Annotated in this window: 20 protein-coding genes; 6 read left to right on the top strand and 14 right to left on the bottom strand. The window is 34.8% G+C overall.

Translation table 11 applies throughout. From position 1 onward, the window contains the following. The first annotated feature begins 492 nt into the window (after window positions 1-492). The 3 genes from bshC to G3A47_RS10600 all read left to right on the top strand — a co-directional run bounded on the left by bshC (window position 493) and on the right by G3A47_RS10600 (window position 4,058). Window positions 493-2,082: a bacillithiol biosynthesis cysteine-adding enzyme BshC gene (gene bshC, locus G3A47_RS10590; protein WP_166922132.1), complete on the top strand. Its 1,590-nt coding sequence runs from the start codon at window positions 493-495 to the stop codon at window positions 2,080-2,082. A 119-nt stretch (window positions 2,083-2,201) separates the two neighbouring features. Further along, complete coding sequence (locus G3A47_RS10595; RefSeq protein ID WP_166922133.1) at window positions 2,202-3,473, top strand: acyltransferase family protein; 1,272 nt, start codon at window positions 2,202-2,204, stop codon at window positions 3,471-3,473. Window positions 3,474-3,638: 165 nt separating this feature from the next. After that, window positions 3,639-4,058 (top strand): nucleoside-diphosphate kinase, encoded by a 420-nt coding sequence (locus G3A47_RS10600; protein WP_026984871.1) that lies wholly within the window; start codon window positions 3,639-3,641, stop codon window positions 4,056-4,058. 114 nt (window positions 4,059-4,172) lie between these two features. Here G3A47_RS10600 and G3A47_RS10605 read toward each other — a convergent pair whose 3' ends face one another. The 3 genes from G3A47_RS10605 to G3A47_RS10615 all read right to left on the bottom strand — a co-directional run bounded on the left by G3A47_RS10605 (window position 4,173) and on the right by G3A47_RS10615 (window position 5,789). Further along, window positions 4,173-4,892: a hypothetical protein gene (locus G3A47_RS10605; RefSeq protein ID WP_166922134.1), complete on the bottom strand. Its 720-nt coding sequence runs from the start codon at window positions 4,890-4,892 to the stop codon at window positions 4,173-4,175. A gap of 176 nt (window positions 4,893-5,068) precedes the next feature. Next, window positions 5,069-5,365 carry a DUF721 domain-containing protein gene (locus tag G3A47_RS10610; protein ID WP_047778454.1) on the bottom strand — a complete coding sequence of 99 codons (297 nt, stop codon included), beginning with the start codon at window positions 5,363-5,365 and terminating at the stop codon, window positions 5,069-5,071. After that, a complete protein-coding gene (locus G3A47_RS10615; RefSeq protein ID WP_166922135.1) occupies window positions 5,346-5,789 on the bottom strand; it encodes a lipocalin family protein in 444 nt (147 codons plus the stop codon). Before G3A47_RS10615 ends, G3A47_RS10610 begins: the two co-directional genes overlap by 20 nt. Before the next feature lie 223 nt (window positions 5,790-6,012). Here G3A47_RS10615 and G3A47_RS10620 point away from each other — a divergent pair, with 223 nt between their 5' ends. Beyond that, on the top strand, window positions 6,013-7,077 hold the full coding sequence (locus G3A47_RS10620; protein WP_166922136.1) for a serine hydrolase domain-containing protein: 1,065 nt from the start codon (window positions 6,013-6,015) through the stop codon (window positions 7,075-7,077). A gap of 672 nt (window positions 7,078-7,749) precedes the next feature. Here G3A47_RS10620 and ftsY read toward each other — a convergent pair. The 10 genes from ftsY to G3A47_RS10670 form a co-directional block, all read right to left on the bottom strand. Next, on the bottom strand, window positions 7,750-8,703 hold the full coding sequence (gene ftsY / locus G3A47_RS10625) for a signal recognition particle-docking protein FtsY (RefSeq protein WP_166922137.1): 954 nt from the start codon (window positions 8,701-8,703) through the stop codon (window positions 7,750-7,752). Window positions 8,704-8,944: 241 nt separating this feature from the next. Continuing rightward, on the bottom strand, window positions 8,945-9,097 hold the full coding sequence (locus tag G3A47_RS10630) for a DUF4295 domain-containing protein (protein ID WP_166922138.1): 153 nt from the start codon (window positions 9,095-9,097) through the stop codon (window positions 8,945-8,947). Between the two features lie 7 nt (window positions 9,098-9,104). Beyond that, on the bottom strand, window positions 9,105-9,287 hold the full coding sequence (rpmG, locus tag G3A47_RS10635) for a 50S ribosomal protein L33 (protein WP_047778459.1): 183 nt from the start codon (window positions 9,285-9,287) through the stop codon (window positions 9,105-9,107). 27 nt (window positions 9,288-9,314) lie between these two features. After that, window positions 9,315-9,551: a 50S ribosomal protein L28 gene (gene rpmB / locus G3A47_RS10640; protein ID WP_008468080.1), complete on the bottom strand. Its 237-nt coding sequence runs from the start codon at window positions 9,549-9,551 to the stop codon at window positions 9,315-9,317. A 71-nt stretch (window positions 9,552-9,622) separates the two neighbouring features. Beyond that, entirely contained in the window at window positions 9,623-10,876 is a 1,254-nt protein-coding gene (locus tag G3A47_RS10645) for a CinA family nicotinamide mononucleotide deamidase-related protein (RefSeq protein ID WP_166922139.1), read from the bottom strand. 212 nt (window positions 10,877-11,088) lie between these two features. Further along, a complete protein-coding gene (locus tag G3A47_RS10650; RefSeq protein ID WP_035690254.1) occupies window positions 11,089-11,433 on the bottom strand; it encodes an Hpt domain-containing protein in 345 nt (114 codons plus the stop codon). Next, a complete protein-coding gene (locus G3A47_RS10655) occupies window positions 11,433-12,044 on the bottom strand; it encodes a fumarylacetoacetate hydrolase family protein (RefSeq protein WP_166922140.1) in 612 nt (203 codons plus the stop codon). Before G3A47_RS10655 ends, G3A47_RS10650 begins: the two co-directional genes overlap by 1 nt. A 119-nt stretch (window positions 12,045-12,163) precedes the next feature. Continuing rightward, window positions 12,164-12,934 (bottom strand): 3'-5' exonuclease, encoded by a 771-nt coding sequence (locus tag G3A47_RS10660; RefSeq protein ID WP_166922141.1) that lies wholly within the window; start codon window positions 12,932-12,934, stop codon window positions 12,164-12,166. 165 nt (window positions 12,935-13,099) lie between these two features. Next, on the bottom strand, window positions 13,100-14,449 hold the full coding sequence (locus G3A47_RS10665; protein WP_166922142.1) for a dihydrolipoamide acetyltransferase family protein: 1,350 nt from the start codon (window positions 14,447-14,449) through the stop codon (window positions 13,100-13,102). An 84-nt stretch (window positions 14,450-14,533) separates the two neighbouring features. Then, a complete protein-coding gene (locus tag G3A47_RS10670) occupies window positions 14,534-15,697 on the bottom strand; it encodes a glycosyltransferase family 2 protein (RefSeq protein ID WP_166922143.1) in 1,164 nt (387 codons plus the stop codon). A gap of 294 nt (window positions 15,698-15,991) precedes the next feature. Between G3A47_RS10670 and G3A47_RS10675 the strand changes: the two genes are divergently transcribed. Both G3A47_RS10675 and G3A47_RS10680 read left to right on the top strand, forming a co-directional pair. Next, window positions 15,992-16,555, top strand: coding sequence for a hypothetical protein (locus G3A47_RS10675; protein WP_166922144.1), 564 nt, complete (start codon window positions 15,992-15,994; stop codon window positions 16,553-16,555). 7 nt (window positions 16,556-16,562) lie between these two features. Next, entirely contained in the window at window positions 16,563-16,964 is a 402-nt protein-coding gene (locus G3A47_RS10680) for a hypothetical protein (protein WP_166922145.1), read from the top strand. A 163-nt stretch (window positions 16,965-17,127) separates the two neighbouring features. On the opposite strand, the gene G3A47_RS10685 is transcribed toward G3A47_RS10680, so the two are convergent. Continuing rightward, window positions 17,128-18,318 (bottom strand): DUF5009 domain-containing protein, encoded by a 1,191-nt coding sequence (locus G3A47_RS10685; RefSeq protein ID WP_166922146.1) that lies wholly within the window; start codon window positions 18,316-18,318, stop codon window positions 17,128-17,130. Window positions 18,319-18,448 lie beyond the last annotated feature (130 nt).

Consider the following 18,448-nt stretch of genomic DNA (forward strand, 5'->3'; position numbering starts at 1 on the left):
CATAGATTAAATCGATTAAAAAGATTTTGCTAAGTTTTTAAAAATTAATTCGTAAAAATTCGTGGTGAGAGTTTTTGCCTCTAATTGCACAAATTTTCACGAATTGTTGTGTTTAACTTCGAAATCTATTGTTGATTAATAGCTATCACTAAGAAAAAAAATCCTTTAAATCTGTGAAATCTGTGGCTATTCTTTTTTTACCACAGATTAAATGGATTAAAAGGTTTTTGCTACGTTTTTAAAAATTAATTCGTGAAAATTCGTGTAATTCGCGGCGAGATTTTATTTACTGTAAAAATGCTGCGACATTCTCTTATTAACATTTTGTTTACTAAAACAACGTTTTTAGCAATGTAGTCAAAAACACAAAAACCACTGACTAACAACACATTACAATAAAAACAAAAAATCAAATCCTAAGCAATAGTTAAAACCGTTTTTAACTGTATATTTTCATTAAATTTACTGCTATCAAAAAATAAACCTAAAACTATGCCAACCGACTGTATCAGCTACCAAAACTCAGGATATTTCTCTACATTGATACAAGATTATTTAGAACAAAAACCGGATCTGAAACCGCTTTATACTAATTTCCCCACGCTGGAAAACTTTGAAAAACAAATCATTGAGAAACAGCAGAATTTCAATAATCAAAATAGAATTCCTCTGGTTGCTGTTTTAGAAGAGCAATATTCGGGAATTCAAATGTCTGATCTAACCAAACAAAACATTGCTCTTTTAGCGCATGAAAACACGTTTACTGTTACAACCGGGCATCAATTAAATCTTTTTAGCGGGCCTTTGTACTTTTTGTATAAGATTATATCTACTATAAATCTCACTAAAGAATTACAATCAAAATACCCGGATTATAACTTCGTCCCAATTTACTGGATGGCGACCGAAGATCATGATTTTGAAGAAATCAATTATTTTAATTTTAAAGGAAAAAAATTCAGATGGAACAAGGAAAGTACCGGTCCTGTTGGAAGACTTTCAACAGAAGGACTTGCTGAATTTTTAGAAATTTATGCTTTAGAATTGGGATCCAGCACAAACGCTACTACTTTAAAAAAGCTCTTTGAAAATGCTTATCTAAAGCACAATAATCTTGCTGATGCCACTCGTTTTTTGGCTAATGCCCTATTTGCTTCTCAAGGTCTGGTCATTATAGATGCGGATAGTACCGATTTGAAACATGCTTTCATTCCTTACATTAAAGAAGAATTAACAAAGCAGACTTCATTCAAAGCCGTTCAGGAAACTATTGAAAAGCTGAAAGATTATACGGTTCAGGTAAATCCACGCGAAATCAATTTATTCTATATTGAAGATGATTTACGCGAACGCATTGTTTTTGAAAACGATAAATACATTGTTAACAATACTAAAACTTCCTTTACAAAAGACGAAATTCTGAAATTAGTAGAAACCAATCCGGAGAAATTCAGTCCAAATGTGATTATGCGTCCCTTGTATCAGGAAATTATTTTACCCAATTTATGTTACATTGGCGGAGGCGGAGAAATTGCTTACTGGCTGGAATTAAAATCTTTTTTTGATGTGGCACAAATAACTTTTCCGATATTACTGGTTCGAAATTCTGTTTTGCTGACTACGGAAAAACAAGCAAAAAAAGCCGATCAATTAGGCTTAAGCTGGAAAGATTTATTTACCAAACCAGCCGATTTAATCAATGCTGTAACTTATAAAATCTCAGAATTCCCAATAGACTTAACCCCTCAAAAAGAAATTCTGGAGAAACAATTTCAATACCTGACCGAATTAGCTCAAAAAACAGATCAATCTTTTACCGGAGCTGTGAAGGCTCAGGAGGTAAAACAGAAAAAAGGATTAGAAAATTTAGAAAAACGATTGCTTAAAGCGCAAAAAAGGAAATTAAGCGACCAATTAGAGCGAATCGAAGACTTACAACTTCAATTATTTCCAAATAGAAGTTTACAAGAGCGTCAGGCTAATTTTTCTGAGTTTTATTTAGAAAATGGAGAAGAATTGATTCCTTTATTAACTCAAAAATTAAGACCTTTAGAAGCTAATTTTTCGATCATAACGATCTAAATTTTACAACATACAACAATAATTTCGGAATAAAATAACCACCTGATTCCGGAATTATTGTTCTTAAACCAAATAGCGACTTTTAAAATTTATTAACTAAACCAATTTACCCAAAACCAATGGTAAAAGAACGCTTAATTTCGCTAGATGTCTTTCGTGGACTAACTATTTTATTAATGACAATTGTCAACAACCCCGGAGACTGGGGTCATGTTTTCCCTCCACTTTTGCATGCCGAATGGAATGGTTGTACCCCGACTGACTTAGTTTTTCCTTTTTTTATTTTTATAATGGGAGTTGCGGTTCCCCTTGCAATGCCCGACAAAAGGTACGACGACACTACTTTTAATAAAATTCTGGTGCGTTCGCTCCGAATGTTATGTTTGGGAATTTTCTTCAATTATTTTGGAAAAATACAGTTATTTGATCTTACAGGTATACCGCTCCTAATTGGTCGACTAATTATTACGATTGGTGTTGGCTATGCTTTGATGGGCAATTTCAGTTCCAGACTAAAAAACATTTTTGCTTTTTCTATACTGCTTATTTATTTGTTTCTGGCCTATAGCGGAATCGAAGCTTATCAGGATGCGCGTCTTCCGGGAGTTTTACAACGCATCGCGGTGGTGTATTTTGTTATCTCTTTTTTGTATTTAAAAACAACACAAAAAACACAAATCCTAACCGGAATTGTTCTTTTATTTGGCTATTGGGCCGTAATGACTTTGATTCCCGTTCCCGGAATTGGAGAAGCCAATCTGGAAAAAGGAACCAATTTAGCTTCATGGCTCGACGGTATTCTTCTTAAAGGTCATATGTATCGCGGTACTGTAACCTGGGATCCGGAAGGGCTTTTAAGCACAGTTCCATCTATTGTAAACGGAATTATCGGTCTATTAATTGGTCAATTATTACAACTTAAAGTTGCAAAAAAAGACATTGCCCAAAAAATGGCATTAGCCGGAATTGCCTTAATTATTGCCGGTCAAATTTGGAATCTGGTTTTTCCAATCAACAAATCGATCTGGACAAGCAGTTATGTATTGTACACAACCGGCCTGGCGACAACTGCTTTAGCTATTCTATATTATGTGATTGATATTGCGGAGTATCAAAAAGGATTCAAATTGTTTTTAATCTGGGGTGTAAATCCAATGATCGTATTTTTCACTTCGCAGATTATTCCACAGGCTTTGGTGATGATTGAATTTGAAAACCCGCATAAAGTCGGAGAAAAGATTAATCTGCTAAAATATTTGTATGAGTACGGAATTGCGCCTTTTTTCAGCAATCCAATGATGGCTTCCTTTGCAGGAGCTTTGGTCTACGTGGGAATCTGGACTTTTATTTTATGGATATTCTACAAAAACAAACTCATTTTTAAAGTTTAATAACCATATAAGTGATATAAGTTCATATCATTTTTTCTAAAGCATGACTTAACTGAACTTATATCACTTATATGGTTGAAAAAAAACAGGCTTTTATTATAAATTAATTAAAATCAATTGATAAAAAAGTCTATTTTTGCACAAAATTTAAAAAACGCAAGTAAAATGGCAACAAATAGAACTTTTACAATGATTAAGCCGGATGCTGTTGCAAACGGACACATCGGGAACATTTTAGCAATGATTACTAACGGAGGTTTCAAAATCGTTTCGTTAAAATTAACTCAATTAACTGTAGCTGATGCTCAGGCATTTTATGCTGTTCACGCTGCAAGACCTTTCTACGGAGAATTAGTTGAATTCATGTCTCGTGGACCAATTGTTGCTGCTATTTTAGAGAAAGACAATGCAGTAGAAGATTTCAGAACTTTAATTGGAGCTACAAATCCAGCTGAAGCTGCTGAAGGAACTATTCGTAAAGCATATGCTACTTCTATTGGAGAAAATGCAGTTCACGGTTCTGACAGCGACGAAAATGCTGCAATCGAAGGTGCATTCCACTTTGCCGGAAGAGAGCAATTCTAATTAAAGATTTTAGACTTTAGATTTCTGATTTTAGATTTCTAATCTTTTAATTAAAAAATCCCGTTTCAAATTTGAAACGGGATTTTCTTTTTTATGCATATGATTGCAAAACCATTAAATATTACCAGCTGTCTTTTTAACAATTTTAGCTACTCTTTTATCTAAATCTTTTAGAAGTTCTTCTAATGCACTTTCGCACATCGGTAGTACTTTTTCAGGAGTTAAGACAGGAATTCCACCAACAATAACTCCGGTTTTTTTAGAATTTTCTCCTTCACTGAATGCAAATACTTTTTTACCGTTTTTATCATACAAAGCAAGTCTTGCATATGCTCTCATTTTAACTGTTCCGGTTCCACCAACAGCGAATCCTTTTTGCAAAGCAAAATGTATTTCTGTAAACAAAACACCATCTGCAACATCTTTAAACAAAGTAGCCGTTCCTACTTCATTAGCCTCACCGTTTGTTCCTTCATAAATATATTTGTATCCAGGGTAGTTGATTATCGTTTTTCCCTCATTCCCTTCTCTGGCAAACTTAGGCGTAAAATCAATGTACTCTTGTTTTTGAATTACTTCATTCTCCGGAACTAAATCAAACGGAAATTGTTTAGAATAAACATTAAAAAAAGCATCATGATATTTCTCTAAAATTGGAGTAAGATTAAAATTTGGGTCAATTCCTAAATCTGCAATTGCAGCAAGACTATTCAAACCAAGATCAGAAAGATCAATTGTTTTGTCAGTATAAAAAGCAACAACCGCCACTTTTTTCTTTTGTGAATAACTGTTTAAAGCGCAAAATACGGTTAAAATAAGTAATAGTTTTTTCATTCTTTTTTAAATTTGTTTTTAGGTTTTGATTATTAAATAAGTAGTAGTTTTTATTTATTAAAAAAATACTTACCGCTCAAATGTATCATAAAAAAAACACTTCCAGAACAGAAGTGTTAAATTTATTTTTCAAGAACCAAAGCCTAATAAACTAAGCCGGTATAGCATTAAAAAGACTAACGTAAAATAACATCTTTTACCACGTCCCTGCCTAATTCCTCATTAATCATCCTGATAATTTTAGATTTTCCGTGGCTCAGTTCGTCTCTTAAAACAGAAGATCCAAGTTCAACATACAAGGTACCATTTTTTAAAACAACGTTTCTGGTATAGGTATTTACACCATTCCCCATTAGCTGTCTCCAGGCTTCCTTAACATCAATCTGATCCATGCCGGGCTGCAATTTATTTACCTGAATAATTTGCTTTAAAACAGCGCCTATCGTGCTTTCGTTATTTAGTCTCTTTGCCATCGTTTAAGATATTTATTGGTCCTGCTTTTTTGTAATGATACTCTTTATTCTCAGCATTTTTCACCACCAATTCATCATCAGACAACGTTAGTAATTCCTCGCTCCACTTTGCATAAGCTGTTTTGTAATCTAAATAAACTTTATCTCCGGCAAAACGAACCGAAACATTCTCGAATGTATCTGTAGACAAAAAAGTACCATCGAGTTGTGGTGCTACTTTTGTTCGTACTCCTTTGTTATTCTTCTCTATTTTGAAGAAATCAAAAGTTTCATTCATGCCAAAGTCCTTTATTTCACCTTTATCAAAAACCACTTTAGTAATTTCCCAATACCCATTTAGTTTCGCAATATCTGCCGGTTTAATTTCCTGTTTGCATCCTGCAAACAAAAGAGACAAAACCAAAATCATAAAAGTGTTTTTCATATTCTAAATTAATTAAAAAAATCCAATTGTTAACCTTCTTGCTCTTACCGGCTAAAATCGAAAAAAGAATCCGTTTTACCAGTTGACAAGTTTTAGTATTCAAAAGAATATTTCGTGAAGCACAAAGTTAACTTTATAAAAATTCAAAAGAAATAAAAATGCACAAAACCCATTAAACTATTTTGCTTACTTTTAGTCAAACCTCAAGCCAAAACCAAAAAACATGACCAAAACTATTTTTAAATTCCTGATAATCTTTAGCTTTCTCAGTTGCAGCAAAGAATCCACCGACACAGAATCCCTTCCTGTTCAAAGCATGTATTTTCCTCCATTAACAGGAACAATCTGGGAGACACAATCGGTTTCAGATCTAAAATGGAATCAAAGCGCGGTACAACCTCTGTTAGATTACTTAGAATTAAAACACTCTAAATCCTTTATTCTTTTAGTGAATGGACGAATTGTTCTGGAACATTATTTTAATGGTCATACTACCACCACAAACTGGTATTGGGCAAGTGCCGGGAAAACCCTAACATCAGCCGTTACCGGAATCGCACAGCAAGAAGGTCTAATCAACATTAACAATAAAGTCTCCCAATATATTGGCACGGGTTGGACAAGCGAAACCACTGCTCAGGAAAATGCAATTACCTGCAAGCATTTACTAACGATGACATCAGGACTCGATGACAGCACTGATGATGTAGATCCTGCCAGTTTAATTTACAAAGCCGATGCAGGAAAACGATGGGCGTATCATAATGTATATGTAAAACTACAAGACGTTATTGCACAGGCAAGCGGTCAAAGCTGGGCAAACTATTTCAACAGCAAATTAAGAGACAAAATCGGGATGAATGGCAACTGGGTACAACTTGGCAACAATAGTGTTTACACAAGCACTTCCAGAAGCATGGCACGCTTTGGACTTTTAATGCTCAACAAAGGTAAATGGAACAACACTGTCATCCTCAATGAAAATTACTTTACAGAAGCCACAAACACCTCACAAACAATCAATTTAGGATACGGTTACCTATGGTGGCTGAATGGAAAAGCAAATTATCATTTACCACAATCACAACTCAGCTTTCCGGGAAGCATCATTCCAACAGCTCCAAATGATCTGTTTATGGCTTTGGGCAAAAACGATCAGAAAATATATGTTGTACCAAGCAAAAATATGGTCGTAATCAGAATGGGAGATGCTGCCGACGATACCAACCTCGCCTTATCTGATTTTGACAAGACTTTGTGGGAGAAAATTAATGCTCTGTATCTATGAAACAAAAAAAAACTTTAGTCGAACGTTTAAAAAAGTTCGGCTAAAGCCTTTTTTATTATTAATCAATTCTTGACCTCCAGCTAAAGCAGGAGGCAATTAATGAAATCAAGCTCAAAAATTGTTGTTGTTTTTACAAAATTTCTTCTGCCAAAATATACAGTTTATTTTAACCGCAGAGAGCGCAGGGATACTTATTTGCTCTAATCGCAAAGTGTGCAAAGTTTTATAAAAAAGCTATTTATTGTCTTAGCGACTCTTGCGCAAAACCTTTGTGAGCCTAGCGGTTAACAAACACAAAGTTAAGATTTCTATTTCTTTACAACTTCTCGTGTTGATCCTCTATAAGATGATCATAAAACACCTCCTACCTTATTTGGTGGCCTTTTCATAAAAATGAAAAAGGCCTTAACCGAACTTCTTTGAATGTTCAGCTAAAGCTTTTTTTATTAATCAATTACTACTCCATAATCGATTTCAAATCTCTGACTATCTTTTAGTTCGGATTCTTTTCAGCATTCCCATAAAAAAGAATCCCAAACCCAAAACCAATAAAATGTAATAAAAAGACAAACTTTTATCTTTTAAAACATTTGCTAATACGAAACTTACCACGCTTGCAAAATAAAAAGTAAGTGGCGTTATATTTTTTAAAGAAGAAAAACTCATGCTGTATTATTTAAAAAAACTATCTACAAATTCATATTTATTAAAGACCTGAAGATCTTCAATACCTTCACCAACTCCAATGTATTTTACAGGAATCTGAAATTGGTCTGAAATACCAATTACAACACCACCTTTAGCAGTTCCGTCTAATTTAGTTACGGCAAGTGAAGTAACTTCTGTAGCAGCAGTAAACTGTTTTGCCTGCTCAAAAGCATTCTGACCTGTTGAACCGTCTAAAACCAAAAGTACATCATGAGGAGCGTCTTCAACCACTTTCTGCATAACGCGTTTTACTTTTGTAAGTTCGTTCATTAAATTGATTTTATTATGAAGACGTCCGGCAGTATCAATAATAACAACATCTGCATTTTGAGCTACGGCAGATTGCAAAGTATCAAAAGCAACAGAAGCAGGATCACTTCCCATATTTTGCCTTACAATTGGCACATCTACACGATCTGCCCAAACCTGCAATTGATCAATAGCAGCAGCACGAAAAGTATCGGCAGCCCCTAATACAACCTTGTAACCGGCTTTTTTAAACTGATAAGCCAATTTACCAATAGTAGTTGTTTTACCTACTCCATTGACTCCTACAACCATTAAAACATATGGTTTTTTATCTTTTGGAATTTCAAATTCAGTAGCTTCACCTCTATTGGTTTCAGATAACAAAGCACCAATTTCTTCACGAAGAATTTGATTTAACTCCTCGGTACCTAAATATTTGTCTTCAGCAACTCGTTTTTCAATTCTTGAAATTATTTTCAATGTTGTATTTACACCAACATCAGAAGCTACCAGGATTTCTTCCAGATCATCTAAAACATCATCATCAACTTTAGACTTTCCGGCAATGGCTTTGCTTAACTTTGAAAAAAAAGTAGTTTTTGATTTTTCAAGACCTTTGTCTAAAGTCTCTTTCTTTTCACTGGAGAATAATTTTTTAAAAAAACTCATTTGTTATTTGTTGTTAGTTTTTCAGACCACCTGATGTTTTGAAGATCTAAGCAATCTTAATAGATACAGAAGCGTTATTAGTGCTCATCAGTTTAATCAATACCTCCTCTGTTACTAGGCGAGAAATCGAAAACTTTTTTACAGTGAAATACTACCTGCTTCTATAATTTTTTAGACAAATATAAAAAATAAAAAAGCTACTTCCGAATGAAAGTAGCTTTTCTATATACTGTGTATGTTATTATTTCTTTTTCAAGAAATTATCAACTTCTTCAGGAGCCATAATAGATTCTACGAATGTATATGCACCAGTTTTAGGAGATTTTACCATTTTGATGGCTTTTGACAATCTCTTAGAAGCTGTTTGTAACGATGCTACGGTTTTCTTTGCCATGACTTAATTATTTAATTTCTTTATGAACAGTTACACGTTTCAAAATTGGATTAAATTTTTTAATCTCAAGTCTGTCCGGAGTATTTTTTTTGTTCTTAGTTGTTATATATCTAGAAGTACCTGAAACACCAGAAGTCTTGTGCTCAGTACATTCTAAAATCACCTGGATTCTATTACCTTTCTTTGCCATCTTGCTATATATTTATTTTGGAAAAGATTATTTGATAAATCCTTCTGACTGTGCTTTTTTCAAAACAGCAGTGATTCCATTTTTATTAATTGTTTTTATCGTAGATGCTGCTACTCTAAGAGTAATCCATCTATCTTCTTCTGGAAGATAAAAACGCTTTTTAACTAAGTTTACAGAAAACTTTCTCTTAGTTTTGTTCATAGCGTGAGAAACGTTATTTCCTACCATCGCTCTTTTACCTGTAAGGTCACAAACTCTTGACATTATACTTTACTTTTATCGTTATTCAAAATCAGGGTGCAAAGAAAAGAAAAATAAACCATTGTAGCAAAAAATTATTGCACAATTTTTAAAATTTCTTTCTGTAATATTTCCAAACTCTTAATAGTCGCCCTATCTATCACTTTTTCACGGGGTTGCCCAAAGTTAAACTCTTCGACAATTATTTCGTTCGGAGTAGCCAAAGCGATAAAAACGGTGCCAATTTCTGCATCCGAGTCTCCTTTTGACGGTCCGGCGTTACCGGTTGTCGCAATGGCATAATCTGTTTTAAGCATCTCTTTCACACTCAAAGCCATAGCAGATGCAACCTCAGCACTTACCACCGAAAATTTCTCTATTAATTCCTGCGAAACCCCAAGAACACTAACCTTAAGCTCTGTTGCATACGGAACAATACTTCCTCTAAAATAACTTGAAGCTCCGGGAACGGCTGACAAAATCGACGCTATTTTTCCTCCGGTAAAACTTTCAGCCGTAGCAATGGTTTTATTTTGTTTTTTTAACAATTTACCAAGCACAACCTCTATCGTTTCATTTTCTTCATAGCCAACTATAATATCATGAATTATAGCGTCTAATGCTTTTATTTTATCTTCAAGTGCTGTTTCAAGAATTTCTTTATCCGTACCTCGTGCCGAAAGACGCAAACGCACTCTGCCGGGACTAGGCAGGTACGCCAGTTTAATAAAATCAGGCAAATTATTCTCCCAATCTTCTATACGTTCCGCGACTAAACTCTCTCCCTGACCATAGGTTAAAATTGTTTTATGAATGATGTAAGGTCGTTTGTATTCCCTAACAATCTTAGGAACTATCTCGTGTTCGACCAAATATTTCATCTCATACGGAACCCCCGGAAGCGAAACAAACACCGTATTTTCTTTCTTCATCCACATGCCGGGTGCTGTCCCCACTTTGTTATGCAAAACCGTACAGGTAGAAGGTACCAAGGCCTGGTCTTTATTCAATTGCGAAATAGGTCGCTTGTAAAAACCTTCGATCAGCTCTGTTACATGAGCCAATACTTCGGGATTCACAACCAGTTCGTCATCAAAATATTCACAAAAAGTTTTTTTGGTCACATCGTCTTTTGTCGGCCCCAAACCACCCGTTACAATGACAACATCAACTTTGTTTTGCAATTGCGCAAAGGTGTCTAAAATATGCTTTTTATCATCGCTTATCGAAATCATTTCTTTGACTTCTACGCCAATTCTGTCCAGTGATTGAGCAATAAAACCCGAATTGGTATCAATAATTTGACCAATCAATATTTCATCCCCAATAGTTATAATGGTAGCCTTCATATAAATGCTGTTTTATTTACCGTGATAGGTTATTATTAAACGAAATAAATTACGCAGTTCATTGCGTAAGAAGCAGAAAAAGTGCTCTTTCACAATAAAAGAAACACTTGATTAGGGCAAAATTCTAAAAACAAAAATCAAGCAGAAAAGCTAACTTGATTTTAAATCCTAAACCATGCAGACAAAAGACAAATCCGGATCAATGTAAAATTTTACAGATCAAAGTCTTTTTTAATTTCTTTGACCGCATCTTTCACCTGTTCTCTGATACTCTTAAAAGTTTCAATGATTTCTTTTTTCTTGCCTTCTGCTTTTGTCCAGGCTTCCACTTGCAGGATTTCTTCAAACGCCACATTAAGCCCCATTAAATCTAATGTTGGTTTTATCTTATGCGCATAAGAATAAGCGTACTTATGATCTTTCTTTTTAATCCCTTCTTTGATTTGTTTTAAATCTTCAGGAACTTCAGTAACAAATAGTTTCAGAATCTCGTTTACGAATTCAGGATCGTTATCTGAAAGCGCATAAACTTTCGAAAGGTTGTACTTTAAAGCCATTATTTTACTTGTATTCTAAATAGTTTTTTATCTTCCAAAAAGCCTTCTAAAACATCATTGGGTTTTACAGCCGCAACACCTTCGGGGGTTCCTGTAAAAATAATGTCGCCAATTTTCAATGTAAAATACTGTGACACATACGCAACCAGCTCATCAATTTTCCAAAGCATAAAGCCTGTATTCCCTTTCTGAACCGTCTTAGAATTATTTGTTAATTCAAAAGTAAGATTTTCCATAGAAACAAAATCGGTTTTGGGCAAAAATTCACCAATGACAGCAGAACCGTCAAATGCTTTTGCTTTCTCCCACGGCAAACCTTTTTCTTTTAATTTTCCCTGTAAATCTCTGGCGGTAAAATCGATACCAACACTAATTTCGTCGTAGTATTTATGAGCAAACTTTGGCTCTATATACTTCCCTACTTTATTAATTTTAACAATTATTTCTAATTCGTGATGAATATCCTCAGAAAATTCGGGGATTACAAACGGATGTTGCTTTAATAAAACAGCCGAATCGGGCTTCATAAAAACAACTGGCTCGGTTGGTCTTTCGTTTTTTAACTCTTCAATATGATTGGTATAATTTCTACCGATACAAATGATTTTCATTCTTTTTTTTTCTAAGTTGCTAAGTTACTAAGTTGCTAAGTTCCTGAGAGGCTAAAGGCCAAGATACTGAGCTTTCAGTTCAAATTCTTACTAGCTCAGAAACTTAGATCCTTAGAAACTTATTTAGTATTTAATCTTCTTAATTTAATTGCTGTTAAAACCTTTTTGGTATATAACGGGAAATCTGCATTTTGAATCCAACTGAAATACCCGGGCTCTGTTTCTAACACCTTCTCTACTTTTGCCCCTTTGTGTTTTCCGAAAGTAAAAATCTCTTCATTGTCTTTATCAAAAGCAATCATTCCGGCAAAATCGGCAATTTTTTTACGAGTTGTAAATTCAGACAACACTTTCATATCGTTCTCTAATTCCGGGTAACGATCTAATTGCGCTTTCAAAATTTCGTACGTTGCCATGGTATCTGCTTCTGCCGAATGGGCATTTTCTAAGCTTTTTCCGCAATAAAACTTCAATGCAGCACTTAAAGTACGCTCTTCCATTTTATGAAAAATAGTCTGTACGTCTACTGAAACTTTATTTTTCATATCAAAATCAACTCCGGCACGAAGCAACTCCTCAGCCAATAGCGGAATATCAAAACGATCTGAATTAAACCCACCCAAGTCACTGTCTTTAATCATCGCATAAACCTGTGGAGCAAGCTCCTTAAAAGTAGGCTCATTAGCAACCTTCTCATCAGTTATACCATGAACAGCAGTAGTTTGAGGCGGAATTGGAATTGTAGGATTCACCAACCAGGTCTTACTTTCTTTATTTCCGTTTGGAAAAACTTTAAATATTGAAATTTCTACTATTCTGTCTTTTCCAATATCAATACCTGTGGTTTCAAGATCGAAAAAGCAAATTGGTTTATTGAGTTTGAGTTCCATTTTTGAATTTTATAAGTTTACAAATATAATTTTTAAAGCTGAATTTCTCCCCTTTTTTTCATAAAGTTCCCAATACCCGCTTTGACTTTAACACTAAAACCAAAAGAAAAACCCTTTCAACGTTTAAATGTTGAAAGGGTTTTATATGTATCAAAACAACTGATTTTAGAAATCTCTGTTTACATCAAATGCTTCTAAATATTCTGCTACTCTTTTCACGAAACTTCCACCTAGTGCACCATCTACAACTCTATGATCGTAAGAGTGAGACAAGAACATTTTTTGACGGATTCCGATAAAGTCACCTTCAGGAGTTTCAATAACAGCCGGCACTTTACGAATTGCTCCCAGAGCTAAAATTCCAACTTGTGGCTGGTTGATAATTGGCGTTCCGAAAACACTTCCAAAAGTCCCCACATTGGTAACCGTATAGGTTCCGCCTTGTGTATCGTCCGGTTTCAGTTTTCCTGCTTTTGCACGATTACCAAGATCGTTAACCGCTTTTGCCATTCCAACAAGATTTAACTGATCTGCATTTTTAATAACCGGTACAATTAAATTTCCGTTTGGTAAAGCCGCAGCCATTCCTAAGTTTATATTTTTCTTTTTGATGATATAATCACCATCAACTGAGATATTCATTCCCGGGAAATCTTTTAATGCTTTCGCAACAGCTTCCATCATAATTGGAGTAAAAGTAAGTTTCTCGCCTTCTCTTTTCTCAAAAGCAGCTTTAACTTTATCTCTCCATTTCACGATATTCGTCACATCAACTTCAATAAACGATTGTACGTGAGCCGAAGTCTGCACCGAAGCCACCATATAACCTGAAATCAATTTACGCATTCTGTCCATTTCGATGATTTCATCACCTCCGTTTACAGAAACCGGAACTGCTTGCTGACTTTTTTGAACCACAGGCTCTGCAGCTTTTGGAGCTACAACCGCTTTAACCGGTTCTACCACAGCTTTTGGAGCAGCTACCGCACCAGCCTTGCGATCGCTGATATATTTAAGAATATCTTCTTTAGTAACACGTCCGTCTTTTCCTGAACCCTGAATACTTTCAAGTTCAGCAACAGAAACACCTTCTTCTTTTGCAATGTTTTTTACAAGTGGGGAAAAGAATTTCTCTGAAGCAGAAAAATCCTGAGGAGCAGCAACCGCATCTTTAGCTACTTCAATCGTTTTTTCGATTTCAGCCGCTTCAGCAGGAGTTGATTCTTCATCAGCAACTTTATCAACCAAAAACGATGATGCTGTCTCAGCGCCACCTTCTGTTTCGATAATTGCAATTACTTGTCCTACCTGAACTAAATCATCTTTGCCAAATAATTTTTCGACTAAAATCCCAGTTACTTCACTCGGCACCTCGCTATCAACCTTGTCAGTTGCTATTTCCAGTACCGCTTCGTCAGCTTCAATTTTGTCTCCAACCTCTTTCAACCAGTTTGTAATAGTTGCTTCGGCTACACTTTCTCCCATTTTAGGAAGCTTTAATTCAAATCTTGCCATATTGTTAACCTCAAGGGTGATTTTGATTTTCCGATTGCGAAATTACTGAATATTTTATATATAAATTACATTTAATATAATTTTTTACTCGATTTTTATAATTTGCCCCCTTTCATTCCTTGAATTGCTTCCAATAATAAAATTTGCATTTTTGGGGAAAATCTTAAAAGTAATACGCTTATCTTTAATAGTTTCTATGATTTTGATACAATTTCTAAATGAAACATGCTGATTATCTAAAATAACCTCCACACTTTTACCCTTCAAAACCTGGGACGAATTTACCAATTTTTCTTTTTTGAAATCGAATATATCGACTTTATTTTTCAAAATAACCGACAATTTTTCAGACAATTTCACATCTGAAGAATACAAAACATAACTTTCGGGACCCGATTTGACTTTTGACTTTCCCTGAAACATTTTAACAAATGAAAAAAAGACAATCCCAATTTTTATGAAAAGAGAAAAAAACAATGATTTCTTAAAATGCTTTTGATAAAAAAACGTCATGGCCTCCTGAAAACGCTTCATATATTTTTCATCTTTCACCGTACTCTCGCCTTTGTAATGCAAAACGGTTGTTTCATGAAAATAGTAGTTTTCTTTTCCTTTCAACAAAGCCCGATACGAAAGATCAATATCGTCTGCATACATAAAACAATCTTCATCAAAGCCTTCCAAATCAAGGTATAATTCTCTTTTCATCAGCATAAATGCCCCCACCAGAATGTCAACTTTTCCTGTTTCATTTTCTGAAATCTGTTGTGCATAATACTGATTAAAAAGGCTCCATTTTGGGAAAACTTTGTACAACCCAAAAATCTTGGTAAAAGCCACCCAAGGTGTTGGAATTCCGCGTTTACTTTCGGGCAGGTAGTCGCCCGTTCCGTCTATTAATTTACAACCTGCAATACCTAAATTTGACTGTTTTTCGGCGAAAGCTAAGCTTTTAACAAAAGTATCTTCCGCAACAACTGTATCGGGGTTCAGAATACAAATGTATTTTCCTTGTGCTTGCGCAACTCCAATATTATTTCCTTTCGGGAAACCGAAATTCTCTTTATTTTCAATCAGCTTTACAGTAGGAAAACGCTCTTTGATCATCTGACAGCTATCATCTGATGAATTATTATCTATTACAATAATTTCGGCATCAAGATCTGAAATCGCATTCTGAACACTTAAAACACATTGTTCCAGAAAATAACGCACATTATAATTGAGAATAATAACTGATAATTGCATGAAAAAAATAAAATATAGATTTTTGTGAAAGTTAGAAATTTTCGGCCAATCCCAATCGTAAAGACCAATCGTTTTTACTGACTCCAAAATCTAAAACCAAATTGCTGCTATTTTGTTCGTTCTACTTAATTCACAATCCCGCGCAGAAGTGTATATTTGGAATTACTTAAAACCATATAAGTTATTTAAGATCATTTCATTGAGCGTAAACTAAAAATAGAATATTAACCGAACGCTGGAAAAGCTTCAATCTGTGTCTTTAAAATAATTGAGCCAAATAAACACTTTAAAAATATGATTCGCTTATTGTCTTCATTTCTGATTCTGCTATTTTTTACTTCCGGTTTCACCAATAAAGAAAGTACTACCGATTTGGTAAAACTAAATTATTGGTATGTCGCCGGACCGGTAAAAGAGAGTCAGGAAGTCCTTAACCAAATCCGCGAGAAAGAAGGAATTCTTCGCTTAACCGCTAAAGATTCCCCGGTTGGAGAAATTGAACTGAATGTGATGATTACACCATCTGATTCAAATGACGGTCGCGCTACTAATTTATCTGATCAGTCTAAATTTGTGAGTATTACCTATAAAACAACTCAACTTATTAAACTTCAGGCCCGAGAAGGAAACGAAGAAGGAACAGGTTGCGTACACGGAGGCTCACACCCGAGAGTTGATTTACCGGCTTCTCCGAATAAATTTACAAGCCTGAAAATTCCGTGGACTCATTTTAAGCAAGATGGTTTACCCAACGGAAAACTTTTAAACATACATAATCTTTGTAAATTCAATTTTGTGAATTACAACCCGGTTTCGGGATCAGTATTGGAAATAAAATCAGTCGTATTTCAAAACTAAAATCAATATGAAAAACAAAATTCAGTTCGTTCTATTCTTCTTACTGGTCTTTTCAAATTTCAGCTTCAGTCAGGAAAAAACGATTCCAAAAAATGCAGATATAAACGGTGTTTGGGAAGATATAAACTCAGGCGTTCAGCATGCTGTTGCCATTATCACGGAACAAAACGGAAAAGTCCTTTTCTCTCATTATTTAGAATGGAAAGGGCAAAAATTTACAGAAAGCGGCATTGGAAAAAGAATCGGAAATACCATAACCTACACCGTTGATGTAACACTCCCAATTGAAGGCTGGGCAACACAAGGCACCCACACCCTAACACTTTCTGAAGATGGCAATACCCTTGAAGGTACTTTCATAGACAATAAAAAGAGAAGCGGGCCGATTGCGTTTAAACGAATTAGGTGAGGGAGAAGTTTTGGGTTTTGGTCTTTGAGTTATGAGTTATCAGTTTCTGTTTTTTTTTGCGAATTTTCCTTCGGCTTCGCTCAGGATGACATTCCTTCGGCTTCCCTCAGTGTGACATTCAGTATTGAATTGGAATTTGGAATTTATAACTTGGAATTTCTTACTACAGGTGCAACTGAATCTTATATCTATTGCAGATTTTCATAACCAACAACATGATTGTGGAAAAAACTAACGACCAGATAATTCCGAGAATGCCTTCACGGAAATAGTCGGGAATTATGTGAAGATTAAAGGCTAAATTGAAATAATAGATAACGCCGGGTAAAATATAAATCAACAAGGGATTTGCGGCGGCAGGCATAAAGAAATTACTCCATTTGGTTTGTTTTTTAATTTCCATTAGCCAATAAAGAAAATAAAACAGTACTGTACAAATTGTTGCCGAAAACAGAGTCCAGGATGGTGTTCCTTTTATTTTTGAGATCCCGAAATAAGGTCTTAACAAATAAGCTGTTATAAAAAACAAAACAGCAAAACCAATTACAGCCCAATTTACTTTTGGCGCCACTTTTCGATCAAAAAACAATAACGAGATCACTACACCTGCAGCTACTAACGAAGCATGTGTTAAATGTCCTGCAATAAAACTAAGCCACGAATTATTCTGAATTACAGATCCTTGCATTAAATTCATTGAATTGGCTACAACACAAACAATCAAAAACAAAATCATTGCTCCTAATTTCCCTGAAACCAACCAATAATACACCACTGTAAACAGATACGCCCAGCCGATTAATCCCAAAATTCCCCACCATTGTGGTGTTATACCTATTGCTCCGGTAGTCTGAACGTATAGAAAATAAAGAGCTACTAATACTGCCATTCCACCATATTGCAATGTATTTTTTAGCCATAGCGGAAAATCTTTACCATACTTATTCCAAATCGGAATAGGCATTAGAAAGGCCAAAAGTCCCCAAAAAGCAGGAGTTATAATCATTTTTGCAGCATCATAACCGTCGCTGGCATTGACCATATAAACACCGATAATAATTAGAGCCACTGCTCTTTTTAAAGTATGCGTCCAAATTGTTTTAGAACTATCTCCTTTTAATAATCGCGCGTTAAAAGCAAAAGGAATCGACATTCCCACAATAAAAAGAAAAGCAGGAAAAACAACATCTACAAAAGTCATCGCATCTGCATCTGCGGGCATATGTTTCATCCATTGCGGGACATTTTTTACACTTGCCAGCTCATTAACAAAAATCATCACAAAAATGGTGATTCCACGTAAAGCATCTATCGAAATAATCCTTTGATTGTATAAATTTTCTTTTATTTTCATAAATTATTGCACTTTTAACACCGCCAAATATAATATAATTCTAAAATGATAACTTAGATTACCCGCTTAATTTTGGATGCTAAAATTCTATTTAACAAATTCTCTGCAAACACATCTTTTTTTTACTTTT

The sequence above is a fragment of the Flavobacterium poyangense genome, assembly GCF_011751075.1.
GTDB classification, from domain to species: Bacteria; Bacteroidota; Bacteroidia; order Flavobacteriales; family Flavobacteriaceae; genus Flavobacterium; species Flavobacterium poyangense.